Source organism: Mesorhizobium sp. B2-4-19 (assembly GCF_006441315.1).
GTDB lineage: Bacteria > Pseudomonadota > Alphaproteobacteria > Rhizobiales > Rhizobiaceae > Mesorhizobium.
Map to the genome: position 1 here is coordinate 167,645 of NZ_VFUV01000009.1, position 13,549 is coordinate 181,193.

At 64.5% G+C, this 13,549-nt stretch carries 12 protein-coding genes; 7 read left to right on the forward strand and 5 right to left on the reverse strand.

Annotated features, from left to right (window positions below; genetic code table 11):
• Position 1 precedes the first annotated feature (1 nt).
• A complete protein-coding gene (locus FJ546_RS17545) occupies positions 2–2,350 on the reverse strand; it encodes a xanthine dehydrogenase family protein molybdopterin-binding subunit (RefSeq protein WP_140890477.1) in 2,349 nt (782 codons plus the stop codon).
• A 113-nt stretch (positions 2,351–2,463) separates the two neighbouring features.
• Positions 2,464–2,964, reverse strand: coding sequence for a (2Fe-2S)-binding protein (locus FJ546_RS17550; protein WP_140890478.1), 501 nt, complete (start codon positions 2,962–2,964; stop codon positions 2,464–2,466).
• Positions 2,965–3,209: 245 nt separating this feature from the next.
• On the opposite strand from FJ546_RS17550, the gene FJ546_RS17555 reads away from it, so the two are divergent.
• On the forward strand, positions 3,210–4,415 hold the full coding sequence (locus FJ546_RS17555) for an FIST signal transduction protein (RefSeq protein WP_246686871.1): 1,206 nt from the start codon (positions 3,210–3,212) through the stop codon (positions 4,413–4,415).
• A gap of 18 nt (positions 4,416–4,433) precedes the next feature.
• Complete coding sequence (locus FJ546_RS17560) at positions 4,434–5,774, forward strand: hybrid sensor histidine kinase/response regulator (protein ID WP_140890479.1); 1,341 nt, start codon at positions 4,434–4,436, stop codon at positions 5,772–5,774.
• Positions 5,775–5,807: 33 nt separating this feature from the next.
• Here FJ546_RS17560 and FJ546_RS17565 read toward each other — a convergent pair whose 3' ends face one another.
• Positions 5,808–6,491, reverse strand: a complete 684-nt coding sequence (locus tag FJ546_RS17565) for a response regulator transcription factor (protein WP_064984109.1) — start codon at positions 6,489–6,491, stop codon at positions 5,808–5,810.
• Positions 6,492–6,719: 228 nt separating this feature from the next.
• Between FJ546_RS17565 and FJ546_RS17570 the strand changes: the two genes are divergently transcribed.
• Together FJ546_RS17570 and maiA are read left to right on the forward strand one after the other, a co-directional pair.
• The gene (locus tag FJ546_RS17570) at positions 6,720–7,418 is read left to right on the forward strand and encodes a fumarylacetoacetate hydrolase family protein (RefSeq protein ID WP_140890480.1); all 699 of its coding nucleotides are present in this window, start codon (positions 6,720–6,722) and stop codon (positions 7,416–7,418) included.
• Between the two features lie 11 nt (positions 7,419–7,429).
• Complete coding sequence (gene maiA, locus FJ546_RS17575) at positions 7,430–8,080, forward strand: maleylacetoacetate isomerase (protein ID WP_140890481.1); 651 nt, start codon at positions 7,430–7,432, stop codon at positions 8,078–8,080.
• Positions 8,081–8,083: 3 nt separating this feature from the next.
• Here the strand turns inward: maiA and FJ546_RS17580 are convergent, their stop codons facing one another.
• A complete protein-coding gene (locus FJ546_RS17580) occupies positions 8,084–9,328 on the reverse strand; it encodes an MFS transporter (protein WP_140890482.1) in 1,245 nt (414 codons plus the stop codon).
• A 100-nt stretch (positions 9,329–9,428) separates the two neighbouring features.
• Between FJ546_RS17580 and FJ546_RS17585 the strand changes: the two genes are divergently transcribed.
• Together FJ546_RS17585 and FJ546_RS17590 are read left to right on the forward strand one after the other, a co-directional pair.
• The gene (locus FJ546_RS17585) at positions 9,429–9,890 is read left to right on the forward strand and encodes a helix-turn-helix domain-containing protein (protein WP_140890483.1); all 462 of its coding nucleotides are present in this window, start codon (positions 9,429–9,431) and stop codon (positions 9,888–9,890) included.
• Between the two features lie 206 nt (positions 9,891–10,096).
• Positions 10,097–11,137 carry a zinc-dependent alcohol dehydrogenase family protein gene (locus FJ546_RS17590; protein ID WP_140890484.1) on the forward strand — a complete coding sequence of 347 codons (1,041 nt, stop codon included), beginning with the start codon at positions 10,097–10,099 and terminating at the stop codon, positions 11,135–11,137.
• A 21-nt stretch (positions 11,138–11,158) separates the two neighbouring features.
• On the opposite strand, the gene FJ546_RS17595 is transcribed toward FJ546_RS17590, so the two are convergent.
• Positions 11,159–12,022: a DMT family transporter gene (locus tag FJ546_RS17595; protein WP_140890485.1), complete on the reverse strand. Its 864-nt coding sequence runs from the start codon at positions 12,020–12,022 to the stop codon at positions 11,159–11,161.
• Between the two features lie 107 nt (positions 12,023–12,129).
• On the opposite strand from FJ546_RS17595, the gene FJ546_RS17600 reads away from it, so the two are divergent.
• A complete protein-coding gene (locus FJ546_RS17600; RefSeq protein WP_140890486.1) occupies positions 12,130–13,548 on the forward strand; it encodes a PLP-dependent aminotransferase family protein in 1,419 nt (472 codons plus the stop codon).
• Position 13,549: the final 1 nt, after the last annotated feature.

Consider the following 13,549-nt stretch of genomic DNA (forward strand, 5'->3'; position numbering starts at 1 on the left):
CTCAGTGCTTCGCGGCGCGGATTGCGGCCCACACGGTGGGCGGCGAGGCGGGCATGGCAATGTCGGCGATGCCGATGGCATCGGTGATGGCGTTGATCACCGCCGGCGGCGAGCCGATGGCGCCGGCCTCGCCGCAACCCTTGATGCCGAGCGGGTTGCCCGGGCATGGCGTGTTCGAGGTCGAGACCTTGAACGACGGCAGGTCGCCCGCGCGGGGCATCGTATAGTCCATGTAACTCGCGGTCAGCAGCTGTCCGCTGGCGTCGTAGTGGGCGCCCTCCAGCAGCGCCTGGCCGATCCCTTGCGCGATGCCGCCATGCACCTGGCCCTCGACGATCATCGGATTGATAATGTTGCCGAAATCGTCAGCGGCCACGAATTGGACGATCTCTGTCGTCCCGGTCTCCGGTTCGATCTCGACCTCGCAGACGTAGCAGCCCGCCGGGAAGGTGAAGTTCGACGGATCGTAAAAGGCCGTTTCCTTCAATCCAGGCTCCATCCCTGCCGGCAGATTGTGGGCGGTATAGGCGGCCAGCGCCACCTGGAACCACGGCACGTTCTTGTCGGTACCGGCAACCTTCAGCGCACCGTTCTCGATGACGATGTCGCCTTCGTCGGCTTCGAGCAGGTGGGCGGCGATCTTCTTGGCCTTGGCCTCGACCTTGTCGAGTGCCTTTGATATCGCCGACATGCCGACCGCGCCCGAGCGCGAACCGTAAGTGCCCATGCCCATCTGCACCTTGTCGGTGTCGCCATGGACGATCGAAACCGAATCGATCGGCACGCCAAAACGCTGGTTGACCAGTTGCGCGAAGGTCGTCTCGTGGCCCTGGCCATGGCTGTGCGAGCCGGTCAGCACCTCGATCGTGCCGACGGCATTGACCCGCACTTCGGCCGATTCCCAAAGGCCGACGCCGGCGCCGAGCGAGCCGACCGCCGCCGACGGCGCGATGCCGCACGCCTCGATGTAGCAGCTCATGCCGATGCCGCGCAGCAAGCCCTTCTTGGCGGCCGCCGCCTTGCGCTTGGCAAAGCCGTCATAATCCGAAGCTTTCATGGCCGCGTCGAGCGAGGCGCCATAGTCGCCAGCGTCATAGTTCATGATCACCGGTGTCTGGTGCGGGAAGGAGGTGATGAAGTTCTTGCGCCGCAATTCGGCGGGCGACACGCCAAGCTCGCGCGCCGCCGCTTCCATCGTGCGTTCCAGGAGATAGGTGGCTTCCGGCCGCCCTGCCCCGCGATAGGCATCGACAGGAGCCGTGTTGGTGTAGACCGTGCGCACATTGGCGTGGATGGCCGGGATGTCGTACTGGCCCGACAAGAGCGTCGCATAGAGATAGGTCGGCACGCAGGACGAGAACAGCGACATGTAGGCGCCGAGATTGGCGATCGTGTCGACCTTCAGCCCGGTGATCCTGTTGTTCTTGTCGAAAGCCATTTCCACCGTCGAGACATGGTCGCGGCCATGCGCGTCCGAGAGAAAACTTTCGGTGCGGTCGGCGACCCATTTGACCGGCACGCCGGTTTTCTTGGAAGCCCACAGGCAGACGATCTCTTCGGGATAGATGTAGATCTTGGAGCCGAAGCCGCCGCCGACATCCGGCGCGATGACGCGCAGCTTGTTTTCAGGCGCGACATTGTAGAAGGCGCTCATCACCAGCCGCGCGACATGCGGGTTCTGCGATGTCGTCCAGCAGGTGTAATGGTCCTCGGCCTTGTCGTAGTAGCCGAGAGCCGCGCGCGGCTCCATGGCATTCGGCACCAGCCGGTTGTTGACGATCTTCATGCGGGTGACATGCGCCGCGGCCTTGATCGCCGCGTCGGTCGCCTTGGCATCGCCGATCTCCCAGTCGAAGATCAGGTTGTTCTCGGCCTCGGCATGGATCTGCGGCGCGCCCTTTTCGAGCGCCTTGGTGGCTTCGACGACGGCCTTCAATTCCTTGTAGGTGATCTCGACCGCCTCGGCCGCATCGCGGGCCTGCCCCTTGGTCTCGGCCACGACGATGACGACGGCGTCACCGACATAGCGCACCTTGTCGACGGCCAGCGGCGACCAGGCGCCCATCTTCATCGGCGAACCGTCCTTGGAATGGATCATCCAGCCGCAGATGAGGTTGCCGATGCCGTCGGCCTTGAGCTCCTTGCCGGTCAGCACGCCGATGACGCCGGGCATGGCTTGCGCTCGTTTGACGTCGATCTTCTTGATCTGCGCATGCGCGTGCGGGCTGCGCACGAAAGCCGCATGCTTCATGCCGGGAACCACCATATCGTCGACATAGCGGCCGGCGCCGGTGATGAACCTTTTGTCTTCCTTACGCGCCACCCGAGCGCCAACACCTTCAATACCCATCAGAAATTCCTCCCGAATTTAGGGGAGTAGGTGAGTAGGGCACTAAGGCAGCAGGGAAATTTTTCTCCTGGTTCCCTACTGCCTTAGTGCCCTACTGCCTACCGCCTTGTTCATCACGCCGCTTGCTTGGCCCTGCCCTTGGTCCCCTTCGACATCGTCTTCGATGCGGCGAGGATCGCCTTGACGATGTTGTGGTAGCCGGTGCAGCGGCAGATATTGCCTTCCAGTTCGGCTCGCACCGTCGCCTCGTCGAGGCCTTCGGGATGGCGGTTGATCATGTCGGTTGCCGCCATGATCATGCCAGGCGTGCAGAAACCGCATTGCAGGCCGTGATGTTCCTTGAAGGCGGCCTGCACGGGATGCAGGTCGGCGCCGTTGGCGAGACCTTCGATCGTTACAACGCTCGAGCCGGACGCCTGTACCGCGAGCATGGTGCAGGACTTCACCGCCTTGCCGTCGACATGGACGACGCAGGCCCCGCATTGCGAGGTGTCGCAGCCGACATGCGTGCCGGTCAGGCCGAGATTCTCGCGCAGGAAGTGAACCAGCAGCGTTCGATCCTCGGCGGCTCCGCTGACCCGCCTGCCGTTCACCATCAACGAAACGTCCGACATGAATCCTCCCTGGGTATCAACCTTGGTCATCACGCTGCCGACGCGCCGCTGGCACTTCGGCCATGCGTTTATTCGTACACCGCACAACGTACAAAAAACAGCGCGACGGAAAAGGCGGATCATTGTACTTTCGGTCATGGCCAAGGCCGGAGGCGCATTCCTCTCGTCCCATTGCCAAAACACCGATTGGAAGCAACAATATCCTTCGACGCCTGCGCGCCAGAAGCCTGTAAAAACAGCCGCGTATGAAAGAGCGTCGGAGGAAATGCAGGAGAACGCCGCTGACCAGTTCACGGACGCGCTACGCCTGCGGCTTGTCGGCGCTGACCACGGACGAGCCCGACCCGGTTGCTTTCGCTCGCGCGGTGGCCACCGAGGCCGCGGCAATCGACGCCGGCTTTGCCCTCGTGTTCTTCTCCCAGAGCCTTGTCGAGGCCGGTGCCCTGTCGCGGGCACTCTCGGCGTATGCGCCGGGGCTCCACCATGCTGGCTGCTCCACCGCCGGCGAGATCACGCCGCAGGGGCTCGAGGAAGGCCACATGCTGGCTATGCTGCTTCCCTCGGCGTCGTTCACCGCGGTCAGCGCCATGGTGGACAATCTATCCTCGTCGGGCATGGACAGGATCACCGGCGAGGTCGAGGCCTTGCGGCGCACGCTGCGCGTCCGGGTGGGCGGCGAGCGGACCAGGAACACCTTCGCGCTCTGCTTCATCGACGGACTGTCCTACGCCGAGGAAGCGGTCAGCTCCGCCATTCATTGGGGTCTTGACGACATACCCCTGCTCGGCGGCTCTGCCGGCGACGATCTGAAATTCGAGACGACGCGCCTGATCTCGAACGGCAGGGTCACCTCGGACAGCGCCATCATCGTGCTGATCGCCACGGAAATTCCGTTCCACGTCTTCAAGACCGACAATTTCGTTCCGACCGACGAAAAACTGGTGGTCACGGCGTCCGATGCCGATCACCGCATCGTACGCGAGTTCAACGCCACCAACGCGGCGGAAGAATATGCCGCTTCCGTCGGTATCGTCCCGCAGACCCTGACGCCGCTGAGCTTCGCCTCGCACCCGGTGGTGGTGAAGGTGGGCGGTGAATATTATTGCCGCTCGATCCAGAGGATGCACGCGGACGGCTCGCTGTCGTTCTTCTGCGCCATCGACGACGGCGTCGTGCTGTCGATCGCCCAGCCCAAGGACATGGTGGAATCGACACGCGCGGCCCTGCGCGAGGTCGAGGCGAGGCTTGGCGGCATCGACCTGATCCTCGGCTTCGACTGCGTGCTGCGCCGGCTCGATGCGCGCAACCGGCAGGTCTTTCGTGATATTTCGGAACTCTACCGGGTCAACAATGTCGTCGGCTTCGGCACCTATGGCGAACAGTACCGGTCGATGCATTTGAACCAGACCTTCACCGGCATTGCCTTTGGCGAACGGCAAGCGGCGGAATAGGGGCCGCAGAGTAACAACATGCCGCTCAAGGATATAAACGACCTCGAAAAACTGAAGAAGATCAACGCCGCCCTGGTCAGCCGCGTCGAGCGCTCGATGGACCAGCAAGGCAATGCCTTCTCGCTGTTCCAGACCGCCATCTCGCTCGAAAACCGGGTGCGCATGCGCACCGAGGAGTTGCACTCGACCTTGCGGCGGCTGGAACAGTCCAACATCGACCTCAGCGCCGCCAAGGAAAACGCCGAGTTCGCGAACCTGTCCAAGACGAGGTTCCTCGCCGCCGCCAGCCATGATGTGCTGCAGCCGCTGAACGCGGCTCATCTGTCCGTCTCGGCGCTCGCCGAGGTGCAGACCAGCGACGAAGGCAGGAAGCTGGTGCGGCAAGTCGAGCGCTCGCTGGAGACGATGGAGGACCTGCTGCGCACCCTGCTCGACATTTCCAAGCTCGATGCCGGCGTGGTGCACCCCGACATCGGCGACGTCAACCTGGAGGCGCTGTTCTCGTCGCTGCGCTCGGATTTCCAGCCGGTCGCGGAAATGAAGCAGCTGTCGCTGAAATTCCGGCCGGTCAATGCCGTGGTCCGCTCCGACCGGACGCTGCTGCGCCGCATCCTGCAGAACATCCTCTCCAATGCGTTGGGCTATACCCGCTCGGGCGGCGTCCTGGTCGGCACCAGGCATCGCGGCGACACGATCCGCATCGATGTCGCCGATACCGGCTGCGGCATCCCCGACGACCAGCGCGAGGCGGTGTTCGAGGAATTCCATCGTGGCACCTTGCCCGCCAACGCCGGGCTCGACGGCGGCGGCCTTGGGCTCGGGCTTGCCATCGTCCGCCGCATGGCCGGCGCCCTCGGCCACCCCGTGACCTTCTCGTCGAAGGTCGGGCGCGGCACGATCTTCCATATCGATGTCCCCGTCGGCATCGGCGCCCCCGCCGACGCCATCGCCAGCGCCACCAGCCTGGAGCGGTCGCGCGGCTACGGCCTGTTCGGCACCAAGGTTCTGCTGGTCGAGAACGACGCCGAGGTGCTGGAGGCCATGACCTTCCTGCTCGAGCGCTGGCATTGCCTAGTGCGGGCAGCGACCTCGACCGACGATGCGCTTGACCTGCTCGGCGACACCGACTGGGTGCCTGACATCGTCATTGCCGACCAGCATCTCGACGGCGGCGACCTCGGCACCGCCACCATATCGGAAGTCCGCGACTATCTCGGCCGCGCCGTTCCGGCGCTGATCGTCACCGCCGACAGTTCCGAAGCCGTCGCCAAGGCCGCGCGCGCCGACGGTATCGAACTGATGCGCAAACCGCTGAAGCCGGCGCAGTTGCGGGCACTGCTGGCGCATTTGCTGGCTTAGCTCCATACCCTCCCCTGACATGGAGGTAAAAGATCAGAACCCGGCCTGATCCCTGAAAAGCTCCGCATTATCCAGCTTCGAAACCTCGATCACCGCTTGCGTGCGGCTGTAGACGTTGAGCTTGCGCAGGATCTCCGAGACATGCGCCTTCACCGTGGTCTCGCCGACTTGCAACTCGTAGGCGATCTGCTTGTTGAGCAGGCCCTGGCGCAGCATCTGCAGCACGCGCAGCTGCTGCGGCGTCAGCTTGGACAGGCGCTGGACCATGTCGGCGCGATCGACGCTGTCGGCGTCCGCCGGCTGGCCTTCATAGGTTTCCGGCACATAGATCGCGCCGTCCATCACCGAACGGATGGCGGCAGCCAGATCGCTCTTGCGCGCCGATTTCGGGATGAAGCCGGCCGCGCCGTAAGACAACGCCTCGGAGATGATCCTCGGCTCCTCGTAGCCGGAGACGATCACCACCGGCAGGCGCGGATAGCGGGTTCTGAGTTGCAGCAGCCCGTCGAAGCCGTGCACGTCGGGCATGCTGAGGTCCAGCAACGCAAGGTCGAAAGGCTTGGCGTCGGCCAGGAGATCGAGCGCCTCTGCGATCGAGCGTGCCTCGACCGTGTCGACCTCCGGATAGGCCATCTGAACGGCGCTGTGCAGCGCCTCGCGAAACAGCGGATGGTCGTCGATGATCAGGAACCGGGCGCGATCGTTGGGTACTGTCATGTGGCTCGTTCCGGTTTACCTGCCACACCATAGTCCCGCGACCATGGCCGGATTATTAGCAAATAGTCTATCGCCGGTTGAAAGGCCGCTGCAAAGGGTGATGGGGACCCTGAATTCCTTATGCGGCCCCGGCCAAGCCCGTGCCTTATGAAAAAACGACGCCTTGCCCGGTCTCGGAAATCGGCCGAAGGTGCCGCCATCATCCTGATATCCAACGCAGAGACCGCCATGACAGCCTTCGTCCTTCCCGTGCCGCCAACGCCTTCCGTCGCCATCAGCGGCTCGGCCGAGCGCTTTGCCGTGCGGCGCATCTTCTGCGTCGGCCGCAACTATGCGGCGCATGCGCGCGAATTCGGCAATGACGAGCGCGATCCACCTTTCTTCTTCACCAAGCCGGCCGACGCGGTAGTCGATTCCGGCACCGTCATCCCCTACCCGCCGCTGACGACCAATCTGCACCACGAGATCGAGCTGGTGGCCGCGATCGGTAAAGCCGGTTTCCGCATTCCCCGCGACAAGGCGCTCGACCACGTCTGGGGCTACGCCGTCGGCATCGACCTCACCCGCCGCGATCTCCAGGATGAGGCCAAGAAGGCGACGCGGCCCTGGGACTGGTCGAAGGCCTTCGACCGTTCCGCCCCTTGCGGCCCGCTGGTTCCTGCACAAAAGACCGGCCATCCAACGAAAGGGCGCATCTGGCTCGCCGTCGATGGCAAGGTCCGGCAGGACGCCGATCTGACCGAGTTGATCTGGCCAATCGCCGACATTGTCTCGATCTGCAGCGAGGGCGTAGAATTGCAGGCTGGCGACCTGATCTTCACCGGCACGCCGGCCGGCGTCGGCGCGGTCAAGCCGGGTGAGACGATGACCGGCGGCGTCGACGGCATCGGCACGATCGAAGTGACGATCGGCCAGCCGCAGTCGTGAACGACAAAGCCATGAGCGACATCGTCCTGCACAATTATTACCGTTCCTCCACCTCCTACCGGGTGCGGATCGCGCTGGAGATGAAGGGGCTGAGCTATGACTATGTCCCGCATCATCTGCGCCATGGCGAGCATCTGGAGCCGGCCTATCTCGCGGTCAATCCGCAGGGGCTGGTGCCGGCAGTGGTGTTCGACGACGGCACGCTTTTGACGCAGTCGCTGGCGATCGTCGAATATCTCGACGAGATCCAGCCCGCGCCGCCGCTGCTGCCGAAGGACCCGCTTGGCCGGGCGCGCGTGCGAATGCTGGCGCAGATGATCGCCTGCGACATCCACCCGGTGAACAATCTGCGCGTGCTGACCTCGCTGCGCACCTTGTTCGGTGCCGGCGACCAGGACATCACCAACTGGTTCCGCCACTGGGTGAACGAAGGCTTTCAGCCGCTTGAAAAGATTCTGGCTTCCTCGCCTCAGACCGGAACATTCTGCCACGGCGAGGCGGCGGGGCTGGCCGATATCTGCCTGGCGGCACAGATCACCAGCAACGCTCGTTTCGGCGTCGACCTGACGCCTTACCCGACGATCACCCGCATCAACGCCGCCTGCATGGCGCTGCCGGCCTTCCAGAAAGCCGCTCCGCAGAACCAGATCGATGCGGAGTAAGGTCTACTGACCGACGCGCAGGGTCAGCGCCCAGACCAGCGACGCCAGCAGGCCGATGCCGGCACCCAGCATACAGACGCCGCTCCAGCCAAAGGCGCCATAGGTCATGGTCGAGGCGATGGAGCCGAGCGCGCTGCCGAGCGAATAGAAGATCATGTAGCCGCCGACCAGCCGGCTGCGCGCATCCGGCCGGCGCGAAAAAATCAGGCTCTGATTGGTGACGTGGACGGCCTGGATCGCCAGATCCAGCATGACGATGCCGGCGACCAGCAGCCACAGCGACACGCCCATCAAGGCGATCGGCAGCCAGGCCGCAATCATCAAAAGCAGGCTGAGACCGGTGACGAGCTGCCCGCGCCCGCGATCGACGAGGCCGCCTGTCCAGCGAGCACCGAGAGCACCCGCCACACCGGCAAGGCCAAACAGCCCGATCTCGGTATGCGAGAGTGAAAATGGCGCGGCACTCAGCGGCAGCACCAGCGGCGCCCATAGCACGTTGAAGCTGGCAAAGATCAGCATGGCGAGAACCGCGCGCACGCGCAGCAACGGCTCCTGCACGAACAGCAGCACCACCGAACCCAGCAGGCGCGGATAGGACGTGCGTGGCCGCTCTGTCTCGTGGCGCGGCAGGACGATGAAGAGAACCAGCGCCATGAGGAGCGTCAGCGCCGCCGAGACCAGATAGACCCAGCGCCAGCCGGCGAAGTCGGCGACGACGCCGGCAACGAAACGGGCAAGCAGGATACCAAGGATGACGCCGCTGGTGACGGTGCCGACCGCCCGCCCCCGCTCGGACGGCACGGCGAGGTCGGCGGCGTAGGCCACCAGCACTTGCACCACAACGGCAAGCAGCCCGACGATTGCAAGGCTTGCCAGCAGCGCCGCAGCGCTCGGTGCTATCCCGACCGCGCTCAGCGCCACGGCGGAGAGAATCGCCTGAACGGCGATCAGCTTGCGGCGGTCGAACAGGTCGCCCAGCGGCACGATGAAGAACAGGCCGATCGCGTAGCCGATCTGCGTGACCGTCACCACGATGCCGACAGATGCTGGCGCGATGGCGAAATCATGCGCCATGGCGTCGAGCAGCGGATGGGCGAAATAGACGTTGGCGACGCTCAGCCCGCAGGCAATGGCGAAGACCAGCGCCGTCATTCCCGACAATCCCGGCGGTGACGCTGCCACGACCCGCGACGGCCCGTCGGACCGCTGCGTGCCTGCCGCCGTACCGTTCACCACCTGCATGTTCATGTCGCTCTCCGCAAGAAGGTTTCAACTTGAAACCACTTGCTGGATAGACAGAACAGTTTTATCTTGCAACCAAAATGACGGATCTGGACCAACAATTCCCATGGTGAAACGAACGAGCCATCACGAAGCGGATTGCCTGATCGCGCGGCCGCTGGACGCGATCGGCGACTGGTGGTCGCTGCTGATCGTGCGCGATGCCTTCGACGGCTTGCGGCGCTTCGGCGAGTTCCAGAAGAGCCTCGGCGTCGCCAAGAACATCCTGTCGGCGCGGCTGCGCAATCTGGTCGCGCACGGCATACTGGAAACGGTTCCCGCGCCCGACGGCAGCGCGCACCACGAATATGTGCTGACGCAAAAGGGGCGCGGCCTGTTCTATGTCCTGGTCGCCTTGCGGCAATGGGGCGAAACCTATTTCTCCGGGCCGGGCGAGCCCTACACTTTCATGGTCGACACGCAGAGCGGCCGGCCGATCAGGCGCCTGGAGGTGCATGCCGAGGACGGGCGGCTGCTGGCGCCCGGCGACACAAGGCTCGCGGATTTCCGCAACCGGGAAAACGGCTGATCCCGGCCGGTTCAGCAGACTGGTCAGGCTGGCGGAATCGATTTCCGCTTGCCCGGCCAGGGAATCGGCTATCGTTTCCCCGGAGCAATTCCAGGAGAAGTGCGATGCGGTTTCCCGTCTGGGATTGCGTCAAAACAATGAGATAGAGTGGTTCTTCGTTTCCATGAAACGATGAACCGATCTATTGCGCAGGGGTGGAGTGACCGATGAAAGCCGTCGTCTTCGAGAAGTTCGGCGAAGCGCCGACGATCCAGACCGTCCCCGATCCGAAACCGGCCGCCGATGGCGTCGTCATCAAGGTCGAGGCGACGGGGCTGTGCCGCAGCGACTGGCATGGCTGGATGGGCCATGATGACGGCATCACCTTGCCGCACGTGCCGGGCCATGAGCTGGCAGGCGTCGTCGTCGCCGCCGGCAAGCAGGTCAGCCGGTGGAAGGCCGGCGACCGGGTGACGGTGCCGTTTGCCGTCGGCTGCGGCCGCTGTTTCGAATGCAGCTCGGGCAACCATCAGGTCTGCGAGCACCAGACGCAGCCCGGCTTCACCGGCTGGGGTTCGTTCGCCGAGTATGTCGGCATAGAACATGCCGACACCAATCTGGTTCGCCTGCCCGACGAGATGGAATACGCCACCGCCGCCAGCCTCGGCTGCCGTTTCGTCACCTCGTTTCGCGCCATTGTCGACCAGGGGCGGGTCAAGCCCGGCGAATGGGTGGCGGTGCATGGTTGCGGCGGCGTCGGCCTGTCGGCGATCATGATCGCCAGTTCGATGGGCGCCAATGTGATCGCCATCGACCTCACCGACGAGAAGCTGGAGTTCGCCAGAAAGATCGGCGCCGTGGCGACCATCAATGCGTCGTCGACGCCTAATGTGGTCAAGGCGGTCAAGCAGATCACCAATGGCGGCGCGCATATGTCGATGGACGCGCTCGGCCACCCGACCACTTCGTTCAACTCGATCGCCAATCTGCGCCGGCGCGGCCGCCATGTGCAGGTCGGCCTGATGCTGGGCGAGCACGCACGCCCGCAAGTGCCGATGGACAAGATCATCGCCTTCGAACTCGAAATCCTCGGCAGCCACGGCATGCAGGCCTATCGCTACCAGGCGATGATGGACATGATCCGCAACGGCAAGCTCAAGCCCGAACTGCTGGTCGGCAAGAAGATCAGCCTCGACGAGGCGCCCGCGGCCTTGATGGCCATGGGTGGCTTCGAGGGCATTGGCATCGGGGTGGTGACGAAGTTCTAGGCGCGGAGGGCGCTTCCCGAACTACCGCGCGAACTTCTTCGCCCCGAACACGCACGCCACCACGCCGAGCGTGACGACCACCATCAGCGGGCTGACCTGCTCGTGCAGCAGGCTTGCCGCGAGCGCCAGGCCAAAGAAGGGCTGCAGCAGCTGCAACTGTCCTACCGCGGCAATGCCGCCTTGCGCCAGGCCGCGATACCAGAAGACGAAGCCGATCAGCATGCTGAACAGCGAGACATAGGCGAGCCCGATCCAGGCGTTGGAGCCGATACCGGCAAAGGATGGCGGCAGGGTCGCGAAAGTCAGCACCAGCATGATCGGCAGCGACAGCGTCAGCGCCCAGCAGATCACTTGCCAGCCGCCAAGCCTGCGCGACAGCGCGGCGCCCTCGGCATAGCCCAGGCCGCAGACGACGACGGCGGCGAGCATCAAGCCATCACCGACCGGCGACGCGGTCACGCCCTGCGTCAGCGCGAAGCCGGCGACCAGCGCGCTGCCCACGCACGAAAACAGCCAGAACGCCGGACGAGGCCGATCGCCACCGCGCAGCACGCCGAAGATCGCGGTCGCCAGCGGCAACAGGCCGATGAAAATGATGGAATGGGCCGAGGTGATGTGCTTGAGCGCCAATGCCGTCAGCAAGGGAAAGCCGACGACCACGCCCAGCGCCACGATCACCAGCGACACCAGATCGCCGCGCTGCGGACGTTTCTCCCGGAACAGCAGCAGCATTGCCAGGCCAAGCAATCCGGCAATCGCGGCCCGGGCTGATGTCACGAATGTCGGATCGAAATCCATGACCGCCACACGCGTCGCCGGCAGCGAGCCGCTGAAGATCAGCACGCCGATAAATCCGTTCACCCAGCCGCTCGCGGTCTTGTCCATTCCAGGCTCCCATTGCTTTCGCCTTCTATCGGGCAGACTCCCATGGCGCGACCAGAGACAATGCGGTACAATTCTACGAAACTGTAATGGTATATTGAGCAGTACAGATGACCGACCTCGCCTTGGAAACTGATAGCGCGCGAACCCTGGGTGCCCCCACTCTGGTCGAAAGCGTCATGGCGGCCATTCGCCAGCGGATCGCCGCGCGCAGCCTGACGCCGGGTGCCCGGCTGCCGTCGATCCGCGCCTTCGCCCAATCCATGCAGGTGTCCAAATCCACCGTGGTCGAGGCCTATGAGCGGCTCGCCGCCGAAGGCACGATCCGCTCCCGGCCGGGCTCGGGCTTCTACGCCGCCGGCTCGCTGGCGCCGTTGTCCCTGGCCGAGATCGGTCCCCGGCTCGACCGTGCCGTCGATCCGCTCTGGGTTTCGCGCCAGTCGCTGGACGCCGGCGACGAGGTGTTGAAACCCGGCTGCGGCTGGCTGCCGGCCTCCTGGATGCCGCAGGCCGGGCTGCGGCGCGCACTCCGCACGGCAGCGCGCGCCGATGATGTCGCTCTTGCCGACTACGGCACGCCGCTTGGGCTGCCGCCACTGCGGCAACTCTTGGCGCGGCGCATGGCCGGGCATGGCATCGAAGTCTCGCCTGAACAGATCATGCTGACGGAATCGGGCACGCAGGCCATCGATCTTCTATGCCGGTTCCTGATCGAACCTGGCGACACGGTGCTGGTCAACGATCCCTGCTATTTCAATTTCCACGCTTTGCTGCGCGCCCATCGCGCCAAGGTGGTCGGCGTTCCCTACACGCCGTCGGGACCCGATATCGAGCTGTTCGCGCAGGCGCTCGCCGAGCACCGGCCGCGCCTCTACATCACCAACTCCGCCATCCACAACCCGACCGGCGCGATCCTGTCGCCGGTCACCGCGCACCGTTTGCTGAAGCTCGCCGACCAGTCGGACCTCACCATTGTCGAGGACGACATCTTCGCCGATTTCGAACATGCCCCTGCCCCGAGGCTGGCGGCCTTCGATGGCCTGAACCGCGTCGTCCACATCGGCAGCTTCTCCAAGACGCTGTCGGCGTCGGTGCGCTGCGGTTTCATCGCCGCGCCCCGCGACTGGATCGAGGGCCTGACCGACCTCAAGATCGCCACCACTTTCGGCGGCGGACGGCTGGCCGCCGAATTGGTGCTGACGCTGCTGAAGGATGGCAGCTATCGCAAGCATATGGATCTGCTGCGCGCCAGGCTGGCGCGCGCCATGGCCGTGACCGGCGCCCGGCTGAAGGCGATCGGCATCACGCCCTGGATCGACCAGCCGGCCGGTCTGTTTCTGTGGTGCAGGCTCCCCCATGGCGTTGACGCGGCCGAAGTCGCCCGCCGGGCGCTTGCCGACAACGTCGTGCTGGCGCCCGGCAATGCGTTCAGCCTGTCGCAGACGGCCAGCCATTTCCTGCGCTTCAACGTCGCGCAGTGCGAAGACCAGCGGATTTTCAAGGTGATCGAGGCGGCGATGGCGCGCTGAT

What these genes read in the sequence shown, in the direction of transcription:
- FJ546_RS17545 (WP_140890477.1), bottom strand. Translation starts at nt 2,350, where the DNA reads ATGGGTATTGAAGGTGTTGGCGCTCGGGTGGCGCGTAAGGAAGACAAA.
- FJ546_RS17595 (WP_140890485.1), bottom strand. Translation starts at nt 12,022, where the DNA reads ATGGACAAGACCGCGAGCGGCTGGGTGAACGGATTTATCGGCGTGCTG.
- FJ546_RS17585 (WP_140890483.1), top strand. Translation starts at nt 9,429, where the DNA reads ATGGTGAAACGAACGAGCCATCACGAAGCGGATTGCCTGATCGCGCGG.
- FJ546_RS17570 (WP_140890480.1), top strand. Translation starts at nt 6,720, where the DNA reads ATGACAGCCTTCGTCCTTCCCGTGCCGCCAACGCCTTCCGTCGCCATC.
- FJ546_RS17600 (WP_140890486.1), top strand. Translation starts at nt 12,130, where the DNA reads ATGACCGACCTCGCCTTGGAAACTGATAGCGCGCGAACCCTGGGTGCC.
- FJ546_RS17560 (WP_140890479.1), top strand. Translation starts at nt 4,434, where the DNA reads ATGCCGCTCAAGGATATAAACGACCTCGAAAAACTGAAGAAGATCAAC.
- FJ546_RS17565 (WP_064984109.1), bottom strand. Translation starts at nt 6,491, where the DNA reads ATGACAGTACCCAACGATCGCGCCCGGTTCCTGATCATCGACGACCAT.
- FJ546_RS17580 (WP_140890482.1), bottom strand. Translation starts at nt 9,328, where the DNA reads ATGAACATGCAGGTGGTGAACGGTACGGCGGCAGGCACGCAGCGGTCC.
- FJ546_RS17590 (WP_140890484.1), top strand. Translation starts at nt 10,097, where the DNA reads ATGAAAGCCGTCGTCTTCGAGAAGTTCGGCGAAGCGCCGACGATCCAG.
- maiA (WP_140890481.1), top strand. Translation starts at nt 7,430, where the DNA reads ATGAGCGACATCGTCCTGCACAATTATTACCGTTCCTCCACCTCCTAC.
- FJ546_RS17550 (WP_140890478.1), bottom strand. Translation starts at nt 2,964, where the DNA reads ATGTCGGACGTTTCGTTGATGGTGAACGGCAGGCGGGTCAGCGGAGCC.
- FJ546_RS17555 (WP_246686871.1), top strand. Translation starts at nt 3,210, where the DNA reads ATGAAAGAGCGTCGGAGGAAATGCAGGAGAACGCCGCTGACCAGTTCA.